The following is a 17,647-nucleotide window of genomic DNA, read 5'->3' on the forward strand; positions in this document are numbered from 1 at the left end:
ACGATACGTGTATAGGTCTTAATCCGACTTTTCTATGCTTCGATGTCACCGATTATATAAACCTCTGACCGCTATGTCAACGCTGTGAGAGATGTTCAACTTTTCAAAAAATAGAAGGCGGTTTCCTACATAAAAAAAGAATCCTTTGCGATGACGCAAAGGATTTTCAAATTTATTGGAATAGGGGGAATACGTTATTAGGATTACCATTTTCATAAATTAATATACCTTTATTTTTTTAAAAGATTTATTTGTTAATGACGATTGAAAGTTTGTAATTCACATGCTGATTTAGCTCTGTCAAAAAATCATTTAGTTCTTCATTTGAATGAAATTTGCATTCTAGTAAATAGCAGCCATCGCCGCTGATTTTAAAGTTGTTGATAACGTACTCCTGCTGACTTTCTAAAAATGTAAGGTAGGGGTGGTGATGAATGCTCTGCGTATAGATATTTAAAAATGCATGGATGGTGTAGCCGAGTTTTCGTTCATCAATGTTAATTGTATAGCCTTTGATAATCCCTTCATCTTCTAACTTTAATACTCTAGCAGAAGCGGCTTGTCCGGTTAAATGCACTTTTTCTCCTAATTCTTTCATCTTTATACGTCCATTTTTTGATAGCTCTTCTAGTATGCGCTTATCTGTATTATCTAACATAGCTACAAATCCTTTCGTATTTCAAATCAAAAGGGTTAACTACTTGATGTCACCTATGTATACTGATACGTCTTCTATTTTATACTAAAGAAAAGTAAGAAAAAAGAGCAGTCAATATGCAAGGTATAGAAACCGGCAGTAGTTTGTAAACAGCTAGATTGACGAAAGCTTAAGCATGCTGTATGATTCTTTGAGTGTTTACGTGGTTCGTAACCATCCCACGTTAAAAAACTAAGGAGAGAATAGTAAGATGAATATAAGAACACTTTGCGTCAACGGTCTTTTAGCTGCTATGTATATTGCTGTCAGCATGCTAATCCAGCCGTTTGGCTTCACCAATATCCAATTTCGTATATCGGAAATGTTCAATCACTTAATTGTGTTTAATAAAAAGTACGTGTACGGCATTGTGCTAGGAGTATTTCTGACGAATTTGTTTTTTTCACCAATGGTCGCTTATGATCTGGTGTTTGGGGTAGGACAATCCGTGCTATCATTACTCATTACCATTTTTTCTATGCGCTACATTAAAAATATGTGGGCTCGTATGCTTGTTAATACACTTGTATTTACGTTCACGATGTTTATTATTGCTTTTGAGCTGCACCTAGCATTTGACTTGCCATTTTTCTTTACGTGGCTAACAACAGCCGTTGGTGAGTTTGTTGTTATGCTTGTTGGAGCACCAATTATGGCAGCAATTAATAAACGTGTACAATTTAATAAGCTAGTTGGATAAAAAAGATGTGGCTGTGATAAATCTCACAGCCACATCTTTTTTTCTTTGTTATTCTATAAGTGTAGTGATAAACCCCTTATTATTGAAGAGCTTTTCACGCATGGACAAATTACCCATATCTAGCATGTGAAAAGAGCAGGTCGCGTTTGCGATCTGCTCTTTTTGCGTAAGGCAATAGGAAGTATTCGGTTAGATTATTTTGAAAGAAGGAGTGACAAATCTCACAGCACATTCTTTTTTCTTTTGTTACGATATACATATAGTTGGCAAACTCCTTATCGAAAAGTTTTTCGCACAACAACACATTACCTATGCGTAGCAATTAAAAAAGCAGACCGATAACGGTTTGCTTTTTTAATTGTATTTTTTACCATTAAATAACTTTTTTGAGTTATAATTGTAAAATAACCTTTGTTACTAGAGAAGGGATTGTTTTTTGAATAGGAAGTTAGCAATTCTTGTTTTATTAGCGTTAGCTATTGATGAGCCCGACGTAAAGTGCATAGGGTATTGGAATAAGCTTGATGATTACCATCAATTTTCTTTTGGAGGATCCTTGAAGCAAGAATAATATATAACTATTTGTTAAATGGTGGAACTGAGCGTAAGGATTGATAAAGGCGGTGAATGAACAGTGAGTGTAGACACGGATAGATTGATTAGCTTTTTTATTTTATGGGGAACACCCGCTGTTTTTAGTATAGTAGAGTACTTTAAACTGAGTAAAACTGAAAAAAAAGAAGCGATACGAGACTTAATATCTTTAAAATCTATTGTAACAACAGGATTTATATTGACCGGAGGAGTGATGGCGAGTTTAGGCAGGTTGTTATCTCTGCTGCCTCTCCACGTTATAGGTACTTTTATTTTAGCTATTGGTGGTATCGTGGGCGCTGTTGAAGCATGGAAGACAGAAAAAAAGAAAAGTATTGTTATCCTTGTTTTAATAGTATCTATGATTGCTTTTACATTTGTAATATAAATTCTGCATGTAACAAGAGCTGCTCAACCCGTGAGCAGCTCTTATCAGTTTCTTATTTATTGTGTTTCAAGATGCTGATCTCTTTTCTTTAACGTAAGAGCGAGCAAGAACGAAACGACGGCGAAAGCGATGGCTACATAATAGACGGTATGAACCCCGCTTGTCATACTTTTTATTTGTAGCAGCGTTTTATTCGTTTCGTTTGATTGTTGAATAAAGTGCTGAGAAGCCATGGTCATAATACTTGTATACAAAGCGGGTCCAATCGCGCCTGAAACTTGGTTAATCGTATTTGAAATAGCTGAACCGTGGGCATGAAGCGGTTTTGGCACTTGATTTAAAGCAAGCGTCATCACGGGACCGATGCTTAAACCTACGCCAATTGTAAAGGCTGCGTATAAGATGGCTGCAGTCGTCGTGCTTGTTCCGCTTGAAATAGTAGTGAACAAACTTAAAATAAATGTTAAAAGGACTAAGCCCGTTAAAAGCAGCGGTTTAAATCCGATTTTGTCAAACAAACGTCCTCCCACCATAGCTGTTAGAGCCAGCGTTACACCGCCTGGAAGCATAAGAAACCCTGTTTGCAAAGGAGACAGTCCCGCAGCCGTTTGGAAGTATAGCGGCAAAATTAACATCATTGAAAACTGAATCATCATAATAAGAAACATTAAGAAAATCGATCTTGAAAACACAGACGATCTAAAAGGCTTCATATTAATCATAGGAGAATTCAGCTTTGTTTGCTGTCTGACAAATAAAGCAAGAGCTATGACGCCAATTATGAGCGTAAGCCATACGATAGGATTACTCCATCCCGTCTCTTCACCAGCTGCGCTAAATCCATAAACAACTCCTCCAAACCCAATCGTAGAAAGAATCACAGATGGGATATGAATTGTTGGTCTAGATGTTTCAGAAACGTTACTGAGCTTGAAAAGAGCAAATAGGAAAATAAGCGCCGCTGCAATTAAAAGACCTAGAAATATAATTTGCCACGAATAGTATTGAATAATTAATCCTGAAAGAACCGGTCCTATTGCCGGTGCAAATAAAATAGCTACGCTAAAAATCCCCATTACGGTGCCGCGTTTGCTAATAGGCACGAGTGTTAACATTGTGCTCATCACAAGAGGTAAAATAATGCCTGTCCCTAATGCTTGAATCATACGGCCCACAAAAAGCAGAGAAAACCATGGAGTAATAAATCCAATGAAGGACCCAATTAAGTAAAAACTCATAGCCGTCACAAACAGCTGTCTTAATGTGAATCGTTGAATTAAAAAAGCAGACACCGGAACAGAGATGCCAATTACAAGCATATATCCGGTAGTTAACCACTGAGCTGAGCTCGTTCTAATGTGAAAATCTGAAATGATACTTGGCAAGGCCACGTTCATTACCGTTTCACTAATTAAGCATAAAAAATTTCCTAGAATCAAAATGAAAAGGATAAGCTTACTTTGTGTACTCATTTTTTCTTCTGTTTGTGTCATAAGTGACCTCCTTTTACTAAATTAATTTTTGTTTGCGAACAGCTTACCAATTTGGTCAGCTGCAATTTGCATAGGGACTGTACTATTTTTAGTTAATGAAAGAGTATAAGCCCCTTCAATCCAAGACTGTATAGCTGAACCTAGCTGTCTTGCTTCCTCTTGTTCATAACCTGAACAAACTAACTTATCTGCATAAACTTGCTCCCACTCGTTATACACGGCTTCACAGGCCATGCGAAGCGTTGCGTTTGATGACCATACTTCACTCGACATAGCAGCGAGAGAGATATCCGCTTCATTTTCCACTTGTTCAAACATTCGATCAGCCATCAGTTTTATATGATATTGAATAGCTGACGCGGCATCTTCATGAGAAGCGAGGGATTTTTCGATATAAGCTTTGACTCTTTCTCCCGTTTTTTGAATAGCTTCTTTTGCTAACTGTTGTTTTCCATCCGGAAAATAATAATAAATAGATCCTCTCGGAGCGCTGCTTTCTTTTGTAATTTGACTTAGACTGGTGGCGTGATAGCCTTTTTTGCGAAAAAGTTTAGCAGCTGCGCTTAAAATTTTTTCTTTTGAATTGGTTGGTTCCATGAAAACAGCTCCCTGATATAATTACTAGTTGATCGGTCAGTATAATGGTAGCAACTCTATACTGATCAGTCAATCCAGACGTTTAGGTCTTGTATATAAGTAAAGATTGATGCAAGCTTCACAGGTGTAAGCATTGATTGAAATGTTAAGAATAAGGTTACAAAGTATTTTGGAGCTATACTTCTATTACTGTTAAAAAAATATGATTAAGTAATGAAATTAAAAGCAGACGAGAAGCGTATAGCATGTTACGATAGGGACGGTATAGAAATTGGCATATGTCTGTTTCTAATAGAAGAGATAAATTTTAAAATTTTTAAATGTAAGGTTGTGATTCACCTGAGACTGAATAAATTTATTAGCGAATCTGGAAAGGCGTCAAGACGCGGGGCAGATAAGTTAATTAGTGAAGGAAGAGTAACCGTTAATGGAAAGGTTGCAAAAGTCGGAGATCAAGTTAAGCCTGGCGATGATATTCGAGTAAGCGGCCAACAGCTTCGGATTGCTCGAAATAATGTATATATTGCGCTTAATAAACCAGTCGGCATTACAAGTACGAGTGAAAAAAAAGTAAAGGGAAACATCATTGATTTAGTCAATCACCCTTTGCGTATTCACCACGTTGGACGACTTGATAAGGATTCAGACGGCTTAATTTTACTTACAAATGACGGCGATATTATTAATGAAATTTTACGTGCAGAAAACAAGCATGAAAAAGAATATATTGTTGCAGTAGATAAGCCAATTACACCGGAGTTTATCAAAAACATGTCTGAGGGAGTAAAAATTTTAGGCACAAAAACGCTTCCTTGTGAAGTGACACAGCTGTCTAAGTATGAGTTTCAAATTATTTTAACACAGGGTTTAAATCGTCAAATTCGCCGTATGTGTGAAGTGCTTGGATATGAAGTATACCGCCTTCAGCGCACGCGTATTATGAATATCCATTTAAACAACTTACCTGTTGGGCAATGGAGAGATTTAACGAAAAAAGAGCGTACGCAGCTATTCAAAGAATTAGACTATGAACCTAAAGAGTGGTAAATCAAAAGACACCAGCCTGTTAGACTGGTGTCTTTTTTATTCGCATACAACTACTTGTCTAGAAAATACGCTTTTGCGCGCTATGCAGCGATCTGAAATAGAAAAGCCAGCTTCATGAATCATATGGTCAATCGTATCTACTGTAATCACGACCACTTTATCCGCAAAGCGGCGAGCGTGTTTTAAAATAGAAAGCTGATCTTCAGGCGTCGCATAGGTGTAGAGATTGTAAGGCATGTCGATGATAGCTACATCATAGTGAGTTGTAACATCTGAAATCGGTCCAGTTTTGACATCACCGCTTAAACCGAAATGCGCAATATTTTCACGAGATCCGTCGGTCACAAGTGGATTGATATCGCGTCCTACAATATCAATGCCCATTGAAAGGGCTTCTACAAGGACTGTACCGATACCGCAGCATGGATCAATCGCTTTGATTCCTTCAGGGTTTGGAACGGCAATGTTAGCTACAGCTCTTGCAAGGCGGGTACTGAGTGCTGTAGAGTATTCACGCGGTTTCTTCAAATGATGCAGCCATACCGCTTCGCTTTTTTGATATTTCCCAAAATACCAGCGTCCTTCAAATGGAACAATGCCAAACAAATGGTCAGGGTTATGCAAGTCTGCTTCTGCTACAAAATGCCAACCCACATCACGTTCAATAGCACGCTGACCTTTATAACTTATTTTTTGATCTTTTTCCAAGTCATTAATTTTCATGAAAATGAGTTTAAATGTTTTGTCTCCAAGGTCAATATCTTCTACTTGCTTACAAATATCAGCAAGGTCATCTGATTCATACATAATATCTAATCGCTCTTTGATAAAAGGGCTTCTGCTTGGATCAAGTTTAACGGCACTTTTTATGATAGGTTTCTCAGTTTCAATGTCAAAAAGAGAGCGTCTCTCTAATTGACATAGTGAGAGTTCCTCTTCGCTGCATGCGTATGTGTAGATATACTGAGGCAGCTGCGTATGGTTATTCAATATTGTATCATCCTTTATCGTATCTAATTATCCTTCTTCTCAAACAATAGCGAGAAAAGAAGAGAAAAGCAACGAATTTAAATATATTTGGCCGTGAATACTAAATTGAAGCGCTACATAGTCCACTTATTTGACAAAACATGCTAAAATAACTGGTGATAACCTGCATGTGCTGCTGTCTATACAAAAGAACTGGATCAAGGTTTCTCAAAAATCATTTACACACTGCTGACATTTTGATGAATAGGAGAGGCTGCGTGATGTCTAAAAGTGATCATGAAAAGCAACAGATGAGTCGGGCTGATATGAAAAAAAAAGCCAAAACATCCTCGCAAAACCTTGTGATGAACGTACTCATTGCCATTGTATCTGTATGTATTTTAGCTCTTATTATAAATGTTTTTGTACTAATGAAATGAGCCGTTATGCTGCTCATTTCTTTTTAGTAGGTTCAGCTTTTATTGAAGCGTTTGAGGTCTCTTTCACTAGAGAGCACATTGTGAATAGCATATCTTTTTTTAACAAATGATAGTTGTGATATGATGAGGCAATAATATATTAGACAAAAAGCTGGAGGTTACTTAGTGTGCCATTACTTAGATTTGATGTAATAGAAGGAAGAGATGAAAAAGAGTTAAAAACATTACTAGACGCTGCTCACCGAGCGATGCTAGAAGCCTTTGGCGTCCCGGAGCGCGACCGTTATCAAATTGTACATCAGCATCCTGCTCATGAAATGATTATTGAAGATACAGGTCTTGGCTTTGAGAGAAGCAAGGATTTGGTTATTATAAGTGTAACGAGTAAACAGCGAACAGAAGAGCAAAAGCAAGCTCTTTACAGATTAATTGTAAAAGAGCTTGGAGAGAGCTGCGGCATTCAGCCAAACGACATTATGATTTCGATTGTTGAAAACGGTAATGCTGACTGGAGCTTTGGCATGGGAGAGGCTCAATTCTTAACTGGGAAATTATAAAACGGTTTATTATCTAGAGAAGCCCTTATTTCTAAGGGCTTTTTCTCATTTTGTCTATAAAAATATTATTCTCTTAGTCACATCTTACTCAAAATTAAATACAGACATCTGTCAAATGAATGATACAATAAGCTTATATGCCATTTTGAGTGGAAAAACCATAAAAGAGTTCGGCGTACTAATTTTAGAACAACAATAAATTTACATAAAGATGTAAAGATTTAAAGGTTAAAAGAGAAGTGTATAAAATCTGTAAAACAAAAGAACAGTTACGCGTTAAACATAGGAGTAAAAGGTTCTTCACGTGTTTTTTCGGATAATAAGAGAAAGTAATTTTGATCATTGAGGAGGAACTTAGAATGTTTGGATTTGATGCAGATGTATCGCCGTTAGTGCGAATTAAAGTAATTGGGGTTGGCGGTGGAGGAAATAACACCGTTAACCGTATGATTGAACACGGTGTCCAAGGAGTAGAATTTATCGCCGTTAATACGGATGCTCAGGCGCTTAACTTATCTAAAGCAGATGTGAAAATGCAGATTGGTGCGGCCTTAACGCGAGGATTAGGTGCAGGAGCTAATCCAGAAGTAGGAAGAGAAGCAGCCGAAGAAAGCAGAGAACAAATTCAAGAAGTACTGCAAGGCGCAGACATGGTATTCGTAACAGCTGGCATGGGCGGAGGAACCGGTACTGGAGCAGCTCCGGTTATTGCCCAAATTGCCCGTGAACTAAATGCTTTAACAATTGGAGTAGTCACTCGCCCGTTCAAGTTTGAAGGAAATAAACGTACGAAGCAAGCAGTAGGGGGTATTACTGCGATGAATGAATCGGTAGATACCCTTATTGTGATTCCAAACGACCGCTTGCTTGAAATTGTCGATAAAAAGACGCCTATGCTTGAAGCATTCCGTGAAGCAGATAATGTTCTTCGCCAAGGTATTCAAGGTATTTCAGATTTAATCGCTGTTCCGGGGCTGATTAACCTTGACTTTGCTGATGTAAAAACAATCATGTCTAATCAAGGATTTGCGCTTATGGGTATCGGACGAGCTTCCGGATCAGACCGGGCAATTGAAGCAGCAAAAAAAGCCATTTCTAGTCCGCTGCTAGATGCATCGATTGATGGAGCAAGAGGCGTGCTGTTGAACATTACGAGCGGCAGCAGCTTGAGTCTTTACGAAGTACAGGAAGCAGCAGATATTGTCACGTCTGCTTCTGATCAGGACTTAAATATGATTTTTGGATCTGTGATTAATGAAGATTTAAAGGACGAAATGATGGTAACCGTTATTGCCACTGGATTTGATGATGAAGATGTTTCACCATCAGCTTCTACTTCTAGAGTTTCAAGAGCACGCTACTAAATTAAATAACCAGCTTTTATGGTGGCAATTGTTTTTCAATTGCCTTAAAAGGGAATCCGGTGCAAATCCGGAGCGGTCCCGCCACTGTAACAAGGAGCCTTATGTCAAAAAGCCACTGTCTATTTAGAGACGGGAAGGCGGTATAAGGCAATGACTTGAAGCCAGGAGACCTGCCATAAATCTCAGCACACAATAACCTACGAGGATAGGGAGGTGTTTTGGCAGAATCAAAAATAAGATAAACAAGGGATACGTTTATCTGAATTTGTTGTGAAGACAAGCACTTCTTTTTAGAAGTGCTTTTTTTTGTATTAAAATAGAAGGTGGGAAAATCAATGATAAATAATAAAAAGCTCGTATCTATGATATTTCTTGTGTTACTTTGCCTCACTGCTTGCGCTCCTAATGAAGAGAGCATAAGTATAAAAGAAAGAAAGAAAACGGATAAAAGTGTGACGTTTTTATTTAATTTTACATCTGCAACGCTTGATCCTCATACCGACGATAATTATACAGCAGTTCGTGCGGGAGTAGGGGAGACGCTTGTTAAAATCAGCGACGATTTAAAAATAAAGCCTTGGCTTGCTGAAAAGTGGGAAACGAAAGATAACGGCCTTACATGGACATTTATGATAAGAAAGAACATCACGTTTCAAAATGGAAAAGCGCTGGATGCAAATGCTGTTAAGTCTTCTCTTCAAAGAACGATAGATCAAAGTTATGCGATGAAAAACGCTTTAAATATTAAAGAAATGAAATCGAACGGTCATGCGCTGACAATTACATTAAAAGAACCAATGCCTAAATTCCCTTCTGAGTTAGTGCATCCAAACACAGCTATTATAGATGTTGATGTTTCTAATATAGCTAAGAAGCCCATTGGTACAGGTCCATTTCACGTTTTGACTTTCGATCAAGGAAATCAAGTGAAGTTAGAAAGATATGAACATTATTGGAATGGAAAAGTGAAATTGAAAAATGCGATCTTTGCATTTAACGAAGATGCAAATGCGCGAGTTGCAGCTCTTCAGTCCGGGACAGCCGATATTATTTATCGGCCGCCTTTAGAAAGCTTGAGCACTTTACAAGCGAATTCGTCTTTCAAAGTAAGCGGAGTACCTAGTGTGCGTACTCATTTATTGCTTTATAACCAAACCAATGACGCATTAAAAGACGAAAATGTAAGAAAAGCTATCGATACCTTATTGAACCGAAAAGAAATTGTCAGCAGCATAATGAACAATCAAGCGGCAGCGGCTCGAGGTCCATTTTTATCTCAATTTCCTTTTGCTGATAATACTGCTAACGAGCAAAGAGGTATGACATCTGCTAAAAAATATTTAGAGAAAGCAGGCTATCAAATCAAAAATGACAAAGCAATCAAAAATGGAAAGCCACTATCGCTCTCTCTTGTCACATACAGCTCTCTGCCAGAACTGCCTTTAATTGCTCAGCTTATACAGTCTAATGCCAAAGAGTTAGGAATTTCTATTAAAATTCACCTAGTTGAAGATAGCGATGAATATGTAATGGCAAAAGATGATTGGGATTTAGCATTGTACAGCCTTATCACAGCACCTAGAGGGGATGCCAGCTATTATTTAAGCACGAACTATTTGCCGGGCGGTGGTTTAAATGCCAGTCGAATTAATGACGATACGCTAACAAAAATGATAGAACAGTTAAATTCAACCGTAGATGACGCAAAACGAAATCAGCTAGCCAAGCAAGCAACCGCTTTGATTAATAGAAAAATGCTGACATCATCGATTGTACATCCAAACATTGTTGTTGCTTATAATCAACAAGTGAAAAATTGGACAACAAATCCCAGTGAGTATTATATGCTGACTCAGCATTTAGACGTAACGCCGTAGTCAATATTGTTGTTCCTATAGGAAAACGAGAAAGTATACAATGATAGAAAAAAGGATGTGACAGTAAACGTGCAAGAAGTACAAATGTATCAAATTAAAGAAGTAACAGAAAAAGATGCGGAAGTGGTTCAGTTTGTCATGAATATACGGAATGAGCTATTTCCTATGCTGCAAAAAAATCAGCTTCCTGTAGATTTGCTTCATTTTAATGAACATTATGTTCAAGCGAAAGGCGCTGCTTTTTTTGCAGCTGTCACGGAAAATCAACAAGTAATTGGAACAATTGGTTTATACGCTTACGATGGAAGGTTTCATGCATTAAAAAAGCGATATGAACATAAAACTGCAGCTGAGATTGTAAAATGCTATGTCGATCCAGCGTACCGGCGTCTAGGCATTGGACAGCAGCTGTTAAAAGCAGTGGAACAATTTGCTCAAAATCATTTTTATGACACGTTGTATCTGCATACTCATCCTTTTTTACCGGGGGCTATCCCATTTTGGACTTCACAAGGTTTTATCGAAAGGCTTGCTGAACAGGAAGAGCCATGGAATACGCTGCACATGGACAGAAAAATACAACCAGTCGTAATGTAACAATATTATACAGTAATTACCATAGAATCTAGATAAGAGCTCATGCTATAATAAGCGTACTTACATTTATAGCCTGTAGGGCAAGTCCTTACAGAAAAGAACCACATTTCGAATTGGCTGAAACGTGGTTTTTTTCTATGAAAAACAAATAACAAAATATTTTTAAAAATATATATGAAATCGCTTTCAAAATAATGAAATATATTATATAATTACTAGTGTTGTGTTGTACTTTGTTAGTGTTAAATCAATATCCTACATGTGTGAGCCGATTGCCTTATGGTAGTCGGCTTCCTTTTTATGGTAAGATTCTATAAGGAAATTGCATTCGTTAAAATGGCTGTAATCGTCATGACAATAGTTGTCCCAAAGGCCCACTTGAAAAGAAACTTTTGATGCTCGCCGAAATCTACTTCAACCAGCCCAATCAGAATGAAAGTAGCGGGTACTAAAGGGGATAGAGGAAACCCAGTTGTGGAATGTCCCAATAAAGCTGCTCGTCCTATTTCTACAGGGTCTACACCAAAATTAGCTGCTGTATGGCTAATAACAGGTAAAATGCCAAAGTAATAAGCATCAGGTGAAAATACAAAGCTAAGAGGAAGGCTTGTTATTGCTACAACTAAGGGAAGGTGAGAGCCCAGCCATTCAGGAGTGAGGCTTACAATGGTATTAGCCATGGCATCCATCATTTTTGTTTCTGTAAAAACGCCTGTAAAGATTCCGGCTGCAAAAACCAACGTACTAACCATTACAAAGCTGTTTGCATGACTTAAGATTCTTTCCTGCTGTTCTTTTGGATGAGGAAAATTAACAAATAAAGCAATGGCAAAAGCAATAGCAAATAAAATTGGAATAGGGAGTATGTCTATGATCAAGAGAGTCATTAAGCACAGTGTCAATAAGGCATTAAACCAAAAGAGTCTAGGCGGCTTCCCAGGAATTTCATGAGCTGAAAGCTGTTCAGCAAAAGCCATTGATGCACCTTTTAAATGAATGGTTCCTAAGCGCGCTTTTTCTCTCTTTCCGAGTAAGTATGCTGAAAATAAAGTCCACATCAATCCCGCTGTCATAGCTGGAATAAGAGGATTAAATAGATCTGATACTTCTAATTGTAAACTTGCTGCGGCTCTTACGAGAGGACCTCCCCAAGGAATCATAGTCATAACACCTGCGCTTAAACTAATAACACAAGCCAGTATTAGTCGGTTCATTCCCAGTTTTGTGTACAAAGGGAGCAAGGCGGAAACTGTAATTAAAAATGTAGAAGAGCCGTCTCCGTCCAAGCCAACAAGCATTGTAATAACGGCAGTTGCCATTACGACTTTTAAGGGATCGCCTTTCACAATGTTTAGGATACGAGAAATCATAGGATCAAATAAACCGACGTCAATCATTAGTCCAAAATATAAAATAGCAAAAACGATCATAATGGCTGTAGGAGCTACTTTTAAAATACCATTCATCATCATATCGCCCATATCAGCACTAAAACCTCCAATTACACCAAAGAGGATAGCGACAAAAATAAAAGCAACAACCACGGACAAGCGTTTACTAATGACAAGAAATAGAAAAGTCGCAATCATTCCAAACCCTAACAAAGAAAGCACTATCCATCACCTCTTAAAAAAGTTAGAAAATTCTATTAATTTATATTATAGCATTAGAATTAATGTTAAAGTTTGGTATTTTTAAATAAGGTAGCTTCAACCTAAAACTAAAAACTAAAAAAGCCGCCTTGTAGGCGACTGGTTTAAGCTAGATCAGCTGTTATGGACTGCTTTTGAAGGTGATCAGACAGCAGGCTGTAAGCAATAATTTTCTTTTTATGCTGTTTTACGACGTCGACATGATCGTGATAACTGTATACGCATAATCGAACATCGTTTTTTCCTTTTTTCGTATCGATAACCAGTGGAGTTTCACTGTCTTCTAGGTGTTTATAATAGTCCTTATTTCCTTCATGGACATAATATTGTTTTAAAAATGTTGCTTTATTAAAATAATCAATCACTTGCATTTTGTCTTTGCCTTCTAAATGTTTCCCATCAACTGTGACAGTAACGCTTTGGTCATCAAGTGTTGGGTGTAATTGAAATTTAGTCATAAGCCATTTGACCACTGGAGTTGGAAGACACGTTATTAATATTTTGAGTGCACTTACAAGAATGATGGAAAGTAATACAATCCACGTCATAGTTAATCATCTCCGCTATAGTTTAAATGAAATAAGATTACATACTTATTTTACCACAGAGAACATGATTGCTTTTTGTACATTATGTGAACCTTCCTCAGTGAAAAGATGTATATGAAATACGTTTATTTATGCACATTTAGGGAAATATAAAATTATAACAAATACTACATATAAAAAAAGGAGAAAACATTATGTTGTGGACGATTATTGGACTTTTATTTATTTTTTGGTTATTAGGATTAGTTTTTCATATTGGCGGCGGCATCATTCACATTCTTCTTGTCATTGCAGTGATTGTGCTAATCGTAAAACTTGTGAAACGAATTTAGATATAAAAGGCCTTTCCTTAGGGAAAGGCCTTTTATATGGAGAGACTATAAAAACAAGACGTATTTTGATATAAAAAATCATATGCTTCCGTTACAGAAACTCCTTTGAGACGTGCTATTTCCTCAACGGACTGATGTATCATTGATGGAACCGTTGTGTGGTTTTGAAAAGGTCCTTCAAATGGCCACGGACCATCTGTTTCGACCATCAAGTAGTCAAGAGGGTATTCCATAGCAAGCGCTTGGGTTTTAGGCTTATATACAATATCGGGTGTAACTGAAATATAGTAACCGTTGTTTTTCATTCGTTCAACGGTTTTTTTAGCTCCTTTGAACCAGTGGAAGTGAGCTTTAGACACAGAATGTTTTTCTAATAAGTCGCATACGATCTCAGCATCTTCATATACAGCGTGAAGAACTAACGGTTTCCCCCATTTTTTTGAATGAACAATAAAAGCTTCAAGCAGCTCCAAATAGGGCTCTAGAGAAAGAGTATAGGTCTGACTTAAGTAATAAGGTAGACCAACCTCCCCAACAGCTATCATTTCTTCATTGTTTTGATCAATCCAGGCAAACAGTTCCGCTAATTCATTTGAAGAAGGAAGCATTTGTTCAGGATGAAATCCGTAGGCGGGTTTCACACAGGAATACAATTGGCCGATTTTTTGATTAAGTTGGCAAGACTGTAATGTGGAAGATACAGAAATAAGCGCTTGTAACGAAGGATCCTGCTCAATTATGTCTTTCCAGATTTTCGGTTCATATTGATCGAGATGAATATGAGAGTCAATAATTCGTTTCATAAATACTGCTCCTCCCAGCCTATTGTATTTAAAAATAATACGTAAGAAAATGTATGCTTCTGTTAGGCCTCCACTTTATTTCTTATTTGTTTTTTGTTCCCCCATTTAGTAATAGATGAAAACGTATAAACAATAAGAGCTAACCAAATAAAACTAAAAGCAATAACATGAGCTTTTGTTAGCGATTCATGGTACAGAATCACTCCTGCTAGCAGAGATAAGGTTGGTGAAATATATTGAAGAATACCAAGCATTGATAATGATACTTTTTTAGCACTTTTTGTGAATAATAAGAGTGGTAGAGCTGTGACCATTCCACTTCCGATTAATAAAAGACTTGTTGAAAAAGAATCAAAAAACTGCAGGTGTGATTGAAACGTGAGGTAGCTTATGTATGCTAATGCAATAGGGGAGACGACCATCGTTTCAAGAGTTAATCCAATTGTTGAATCAGCTTTAATCTTTTTCTTTGCCAAACCATATAATCCGAAAGTAAGAGCTAAACTAAGTGAAATCCAAGGAACCACACCATAATGAAGACTGAGTGTTAATACCCCGATCGCTGCTAGTATAAAGGCAAAAATTTGAGCCCCGCTTAATCTCTCTTTTAAGACAATAACACCTAATAAAACACTTGTTAGGGGATTAATATATTGTCCAAGGCTCGCTTCTACTATTTTTCCATCAATGACAGCCCACATAAAAATGCCCCAATTTGTACTAATAAGTACAGACGCAGTAAAAAGGGACCAGAATAAGGATGGTTTTTTCATTATTTCTTTTACAAACGTAATGTATGTACGCCATTTCTTTGTTATCAATAAAAGAGTAAGCATAAAAATAAAAGACCAAAAAACGCGCTGAGCTAAAATCTCCCCCGGTGCTACGTGGTGAACCAGCTTCCAATAAATTGGCGTGAGCCCCCACATAAGATAAGAAAGGACTGCATACGTTACACCATCTTTGTCATGATTTAAGTTCATTTAAAACCTTCTTTCTAACATGAGATAAATTTGGTAATAAGAGTGATAGATTAACATAAAAAAGCAGCATAAACGATTATATCACAGAGAAAAACGATTCTTCACATGTTGAATGGCTCAAAAAAGCGCTATGCGCAAGGTTATTGCTTTCCCATGTCTAAAATAAAATCAAATTGCATGTTTCTAACAAGGTAAGTGCTTACACAAGTGTGCATGATAAGCGCTCCTTCAGCTTATATTCAAGTGGTTATGAAAAACAGTTGATTTCCCCATTAGAAACTGTCAAGCTTAAGAAAGAAAAAAATCTTAAAGGAAAGAATATATAGGTGACGAATATGATCGAAATAAAAGTGTCTGCGATAAGCGACGGAGAATTTAATAGAGGTGTATTTGCTAAGCAAGATATTAAAAAAGGAACGCTTATTCACGAAGCTCCTGTTATCGCTTATCCTAATAAAGAGCATGATTTTATTGAGAAAACAACACTAGCGGATTATGCTTTTGAATATGGAGTGAATCATACGGCTATTCTTTTGGGATACGGTATGCTGTTTAATCACTCGTATACACCCAATGCTACGTATGAAATTAATTTTGACAATCATACCTTTGATTTTTATGCATATACGGATATCCAAGCAGGAGAAGAAATTCTCATCAACTATAATGGAGATGAAGATGATCAAGAGCTCCTTTGGTTTGATCGTGAAGATGAAGAAGAAGAACAAAAGTAAAAAGGTAAGCCCATCGAAAATCGATGGGCTTTTTATTATGCTTTTTTATCTGGATACATAGTCGAATTCAAACGGATGAATTGGTAAATATGCGTAATAATAACTTTTAAAACGGCATATCCAGGGACAGCTAAAATGATACCGATGATTCCGAATAAGTTTCCGGCGGTTAGAATGACAAAAATGACTGTAATCGGGTGAATGTCTAGGCTTCTTCCCATAATTTGGGGAGATATTACTTTACCTTCAAGCAATTGAACAACTGCCCAGACAATGGCTAGTTTTACAAGCATGAAAGGAGAGGTAATAAACGCAATAATAATGGCTGGGATAATGGCGATAATAGGACCAAGGTAAGGCACAACGTTGGTTACCATGGCGATAATCGCTAGAAGTAATGCATAATCTAACCCAATAATCAGATAGCCAATGAAAAGCAGTACACCTATACAAATCGCAACAAAAATTTGCCCGCGAATATATGCGCTTAATGCGTGGTTCATGTCGGCTAAAATGAATTTAGCTTCAGAACGAGAGCGGTTTGGAAGCAGTTTTACAATGTAATTAGGTAAATTTTTCCCATCTTTTAATAAGTAAAAAAGAATAAAGGGTAAAACGGCAACCGATAATATAATTTCTGTAATGGTGCCGACAAAGTTCACAATCCCGCTTGAAAATCCAGAAACATATTTACTCAAGTGTTTTGATGCATCTTTTGAAATCTTATCTAGGTCCGTGTTAGCCGACTGAAGACCTTGTTCGACATATCGGTTATTCGAAAGGTTCGTCACCGCATGCTGAACGTCATGCGTCAGCTCTGGGATATTATCAATAAGACGGTCAACTTGATTTTTTAGAGGCGGAATAACCGATGAAATAATAATGGCTAATGCGCCGATAATCACTATGTATAAAACAAGAATGGAAATAATTCGTTTTACACCTTTTCGTTCTAAAAAGTCAACAAGCGGATTAAATAAATAAAAGCAAATTCCTGCTAAGATAATCGGCAGTGCGATTGTTTTAATAAAAATAGAGATAGGAATTAAAATAAATCCGATTTTTGATAACGAAAAAATAGTCATGCTGAGAATAAAAATAATAATTGTATATACAACAAATTTATTATTTAAGATTTTTTCTCGGAAAAAAGTTCCTTTCTGAGGTCTAGGTTCCAAGCTGTTCAACTCCTTTTAAAAATAAATGTATAGTTATCATACCCTGATTTAGACTAATTTAAGAGGGTTTTTTACAAAGAAGTGTGCATACTAGTAG

At 37.0% G+C, this 17,647-nt stretch carries 20 protein-coding genes and 2 riboswitches; of the genes, 11 read left to right on the top strand and 9 right to left on the bottom strand.

The annotated features are described in order from the left end of the window. Window positions 1-247 precede the first annotated feature (247 nt). Window positions 248-658: an Lrp/AsnC family transcriptional regulator gene (locus tag AC2YJL_RS23675; protein WP_116516670.1), complete on the bottom strand. Its 411-nt coding sequence runs from the start codon at window positions 656-658 to the stop codon at window positions 248-250. A 196-nt stretch (window positions 659-854) separates the two neighbouring features. After that, window positions 855-899: riboswitch (PreQ1 riboswitch) on the top strand. Between the two features lie 9 nt (window positions 900-908). Between AC2YJL_RS23675 and AC2YJL_RS23680 the strand changes: the two genes are divergently transcribed. The 3 genes from AC2YJL_RS23680 to AC2YJL_RS23690 all read left to right on the top strand — a co-directional run bounded on the left by AC2YJL_RS23680 (window position 909) and on the right by AC2YJL_RS23690 (window position 2,379). Continuing rightward, window positions 909-1,397, top strand: a complete 489-nt coding sequence (locus AC2YJL_RS23680; protein WP_074682902.1) for a QueT transporter family protein — start codon at window positions 909-911, stop codon at window positions 1,395-1,397. Between the two features lie 436 nt (window positions 1,398-1,833). Further along, window positions 1,834-1,968 (top strand): hypothetical protein, encoded by a 135-nt coding sequence (locus tag AC2YJL_RS23685; RefSeq protein WP_285852957.1) that lies wholly within the window; start codon window positions 1,834-1,836, stop codon window positions 1,966-1,968. A 63-nt stretch (window positions 1,969-2,031) separates the two neighbouring features. Beyond that, the gene (locus tag AC2YJL_RS23690; protein WP_195695486.1) at window positions 2,032-2,379 is read left to right on the top strand and encodes a hypothetical protein; all 348 of its coding nucleotides are present in this window, start codon (window positions 2,032-2,034) and stop codon (window positions 2,377-2,379) included. 56 nt (window positions 2,380-2,435) lie between these two features. Here AC2YJL_RS23690 and AC2YJL_RS23695 read toward each other — a convergent pair whose 3' ends face one another. Continuing rightward, entirely contained in the window at window positions 2,436-3,872 is a 1,437-nt protein-coding gene (locus AC2YJL_RS23695) for a DHA2 family efflux MFS transporter permease subunit (protein ID WP_230931737.1), read from the bottom strand. Window positions 3,873-3,893: 21 nt separating this feature from the next. After that, on the bottom strand, window positions 3,894-4,469 hold the full coding sequence (locus AC2YJL_RS23700; protein ID WP_195695484.1) for a TetR/AcrR family transcriptional regulator: 576 nt from the start codon (window positions 4,467-4,469) through the stop codon (window positions 3,894-3,896). A 339-nt stretch (window positions 4,470-4,808) separates the two neighbouring features. Between AC2YJL_RS23700 and rluF the strand changes: the two genes are divergently transcribed. Then, window positions 4,809-5,516, top strand: a complete 708-nt coding sequence (rluF, locus tag AC2YJL_RS23705; RefSeq protein ID WP_025601719.1) for a 23S rRNA pseudouridine(2604) synthase RluF — start codon at window positions 4,809-4,811, stop codon at window positions 5,514-5,516. Between the two features lie 36 nt (window positions 5,517-5,552). On the opposite strand, the gene AC2YJL_RS23710 is transcribed toward rluF, so the two are convergent. Then, window positions 5,553-6,506, bottom strand: a complete 954-nt coding sequence (locus tag AC2YJL_RS23710) for a TRM11 family SAM-dependent methyltransferase (RefSeq protein WP_251569058.1) — start codon at window positions 6,504-6,506, stop codon at window positions 5,553-5,555. 260 nt (window positions 6,507-6,766) lie between these two features. Between AC2YJL_RS23710 and AC2YJL_RS23715 the strand changes: the two genes are divergently transcribed. The 5 genes from AC2YJL_RS23715 to AC2YJL_RS23735 all read left to right on the top strand — a co-directional run bounded on the left by AC2YJL_RS23715 (window position 6,767) and on the right by AC2YJL_RS23735 (window position 11,320). Further along, a complete protein-coding gene (locus tag AC2YJL_RS23715; protein ID WP_195695482.1) occupies window positions 6,767-6,925 on the top strand; it encodes a hypothetical protein in 159 nt (52 codons plus the stop codon). 167 nt (window positions 6,926-7,092) lie between these two features. Then, a complete protein-coding gene (locus tag AC2YJL_RS23720) occupies window positions 7,093-7,482 on the top strand; it encodes a tautomerase family protein (protein ID WP_013055239.1) in 390 nt (129 codons plus the stop codon). Between the two features lie 359 nt (window positions 7,483-7,841). Next, entirely contained in the window at window positions 7,842-8,846 is a 1,005-nt protein-coding gene (gene ftsZ, locus AC2YJL_RS23725) for a cell division protein FtsZ (protein WP_013055240.1), read from the top strand. Window positions 8,847-8,848: 2 nt separating this feature from the next. Then, window positions 8,849-9,038, top strand: a riboswitch (cobalamin riboswitch). A 143-nt stretch (window positions 9,039-9,181) separates the two neighbouring features. Then, complete coding sequence (gene nikA / locus AC2YJL_RS23730; protein ID WP_251569057.1) at window positions 9,182-10,723, top strand: nickel ABC transporter substrate-binding protein; 1,542 nt, start codon at window positions 9,182-9,184, stop codon at window positions 10,721-10,723. 69 nt (window positions 10,724-10,792) lie between these two features. Beyond that, window positions 10,793-11,320, top strand: coding sequence for a GNAT family N-acetyltransferase (locus tag AC2YJL_RS23735; protein WP_195695479.1), 528 nt, complete (start codon window positions 10,793-10,795; stop codon window positions 11,318-11,320). Between the two features lie 311 nt (window positions 11,321-11,631). Here AC2YJL_RS23735 and AC2YJL_RS23740 read toward each other — a convergent pair whose 3' ends face one another. After that, complete coding sequence (locus AC2YJL_RS23740; protein WP_251569056.1) at window positions 11,632-12,933, bottom strand: CitMHS family transporter; 1,302 nt, start codon at window positions 12,931-12,933, stop codon at window positions 11,632-11,634. A gap of 143 nt (window positions 12,934-13,076) precedes the next feature. Continuing rightward, the gene (locus AC2YJL_RS23745; RefSeq protein WP_195695477.1) at window positions 13,077-13,520 is read right to left on the bottom strand and encodes a YfmQ family protein; all 444 of its coding nucleotides are present in this window, start codon (window positions 13,518-13,520) and stop codon (window positions 13,077-13,079) included. A 194-nt stretch (window positions 13,521-13,714) separates the two neighbouring features. Here AC2YJL_RS23745 and AC2YJL_RS23750 point away from each other — a divergent pair, with 194 nt between their 5' ends. Further along, window positions 13,715-13,852, top strand: coding sequence for a lmo0937 family membrane protein (locus AC2YJL_RS23750; RefSeq protein WP_013055244.1), 138 nt, complete (start codon window positions 13,715-13,717; stop codon window positions 13,850-13,852). Between the two features lie 32 nt (window positions 13,853-13,884). Here the strand turns inward: AC2YJL_RS23750 and AC2YJL_RS23755 are convergent, their stop codons facing one another. Both AC2YJL_RS23755 and rarD read right to left on the bottom strand, forming a co-directional pair. Beyond that, window positions 13,885-14,655 (bottom strand): TatD family hydrolase, encoded by a 771-nt coding sequence (locus tag AC2YJL_RS23755; RefSeq protein WP_195695476.1) that lies wholly within the window; start codon window positions 14,653-14,655, stop codon window positions 13,885-13,887. A 62-nt stretch (window positions 14,656-14,717) separates the two neighbouring features. Beyond that, the gene (gene rarD, locus AC2YJL_RS23760; protein ID WP_251569055.1) at window positions 14,718-15,638 is read right to left on the bottom strand and encodes an EamA family transporter RarD; all 921 of its coding nucleotides are present in this window, start codon (window positions 15,636-15,638) and stop codon (window positions 14,718-14,720) included. 335 nt (window positions 15,639-15,973) lie between these two features. On the opposite strand from rarD, the gene AC2YJL_RS23765 reads away from it, so the two are divergent. Further along, window positions 15,974-16,372 carry an SET domain-containing protein gene (locus tag AC2YJL_RS23765; protein ID WP_251569054.1) on the top strand — a complete coding sequence of 133 codons (399 nt, stop codon included), beginning with the start codon at window positions 15,974-15,976 and terminating at the stop codon, window positions 16,370-16,372. 35 nt (window positions 16,373-16,407) lie between these two features. Here AC2YJL_RS23765 and AC2YJL_RS23770 read toward each other — a convergent pair whose 3' ends face one another. Next, window positions 16,408-17,550, bottom strand: coding sequence for an AI-2E family transporter (locus AC2YJL_RS23770; RefSeq protein ID WP_013081622.1), 1,143 nt, complete (start codon window positions 17,548-17,550; stop codon window positions 16,408-16,410). Between the last annotated feature and the right edge of the window lie 97 nt (window positions 17,551-17,647).

The sequence above is a fragment of the Priestia sp. SRI_019 genome (assembly GCF_057586255.1).

What these genes read in the sequence shown, in the direction of transcription:
- AC2YJL_RS23675 (WP_116516670.1), bottom strand. Translation starts at nt 658, where the DNA reads ATGTTAGATAATACAGATAAGCGCATACTAGAAGAGCTATCAAAAAAT.
- AC2YJL_RS23680 (WP_074682902.1), top strand. Translation starts at nt 909, where the DNA reads ATGAATATAAGAACACTTTGCGTCAACGGTCTTTTAGCTGCTATGTAT.
- AC2YJL_RS23695 (WP_230931737.1), bottom strand. Translation starts at nt 3,872, where the DNA reads ATGACACAAACAGAAGAAAAAATGAGTACACAAAGTAAGCTTATCCTT.
- AC2YJL_RS23700 (WP_195695484.1), bottom strand. Translation starts at nt 4,469, where the DNA reads ATGGAACCAACCAATTCAAAAGAAAAAATTTTAAGCGCAGCTGCTAAA.
- AC2YJL_RS23715 (WP_195695482.1), top strand. Translation starts at nt 6,767, where the DNA reads ATGTCTAAAAGTGATCATGAAAAGCAACAGATGAGTCGGGCTGATATG.
- ftsZ (WP_013055240.1), top strand. Translation starts at nt 7,842, where the DNA reads ATGTTTGGATTTGATGCAGATGTATCGCCGTTAGTGCGAATTAAAGTA.
- nikA (WP_251569057.1), top strand. Translation starts at nt 9,182, where the DNA reads ATGATAAATAATAAAAAGCTCGTATCTATGATATTTCTTGTGTTACTT.
- AC2YJL_RS23745 (WP_195695477.1), bottom strand. Translation starts at nt 13,520, where the DNA reads ATGACGTGGATTGTATTACTTTCCATCATTCTTGTAAGTGCACTCAAA.
- AC2YJL_RS23750 (WP_013055244.1), top strand. Translation starts at nt 13,715, where the DNA reads ATGTTGTGGACGATTATTGGACTTTTATTTATTTTTTGGTTATTAGGA.
- AC2YJL_RS23755 (WP_195695476.1), bottom strand. Translation starts at nt 14,655, where the DNA reads ATGAAACGAATTATTGACTCTCATATTCATCTCGATCAATATGAACCG.
- rarD (WP_251569055.1), bottom strand. Translation starts at nt 15,638, where the DNA reads ATGAACTTAAATCATGACAAAGATGGTGTAACGTATGCAGTCCTTTCT.
- AC2YJL_RS23765 (WP_251569054.1), top strand. Translation starts at nt 15,974, where the DNA reads ATGATCGAAATAAAAGTGTCTGCGATAAGCGACGGAGAATTTAATAGA.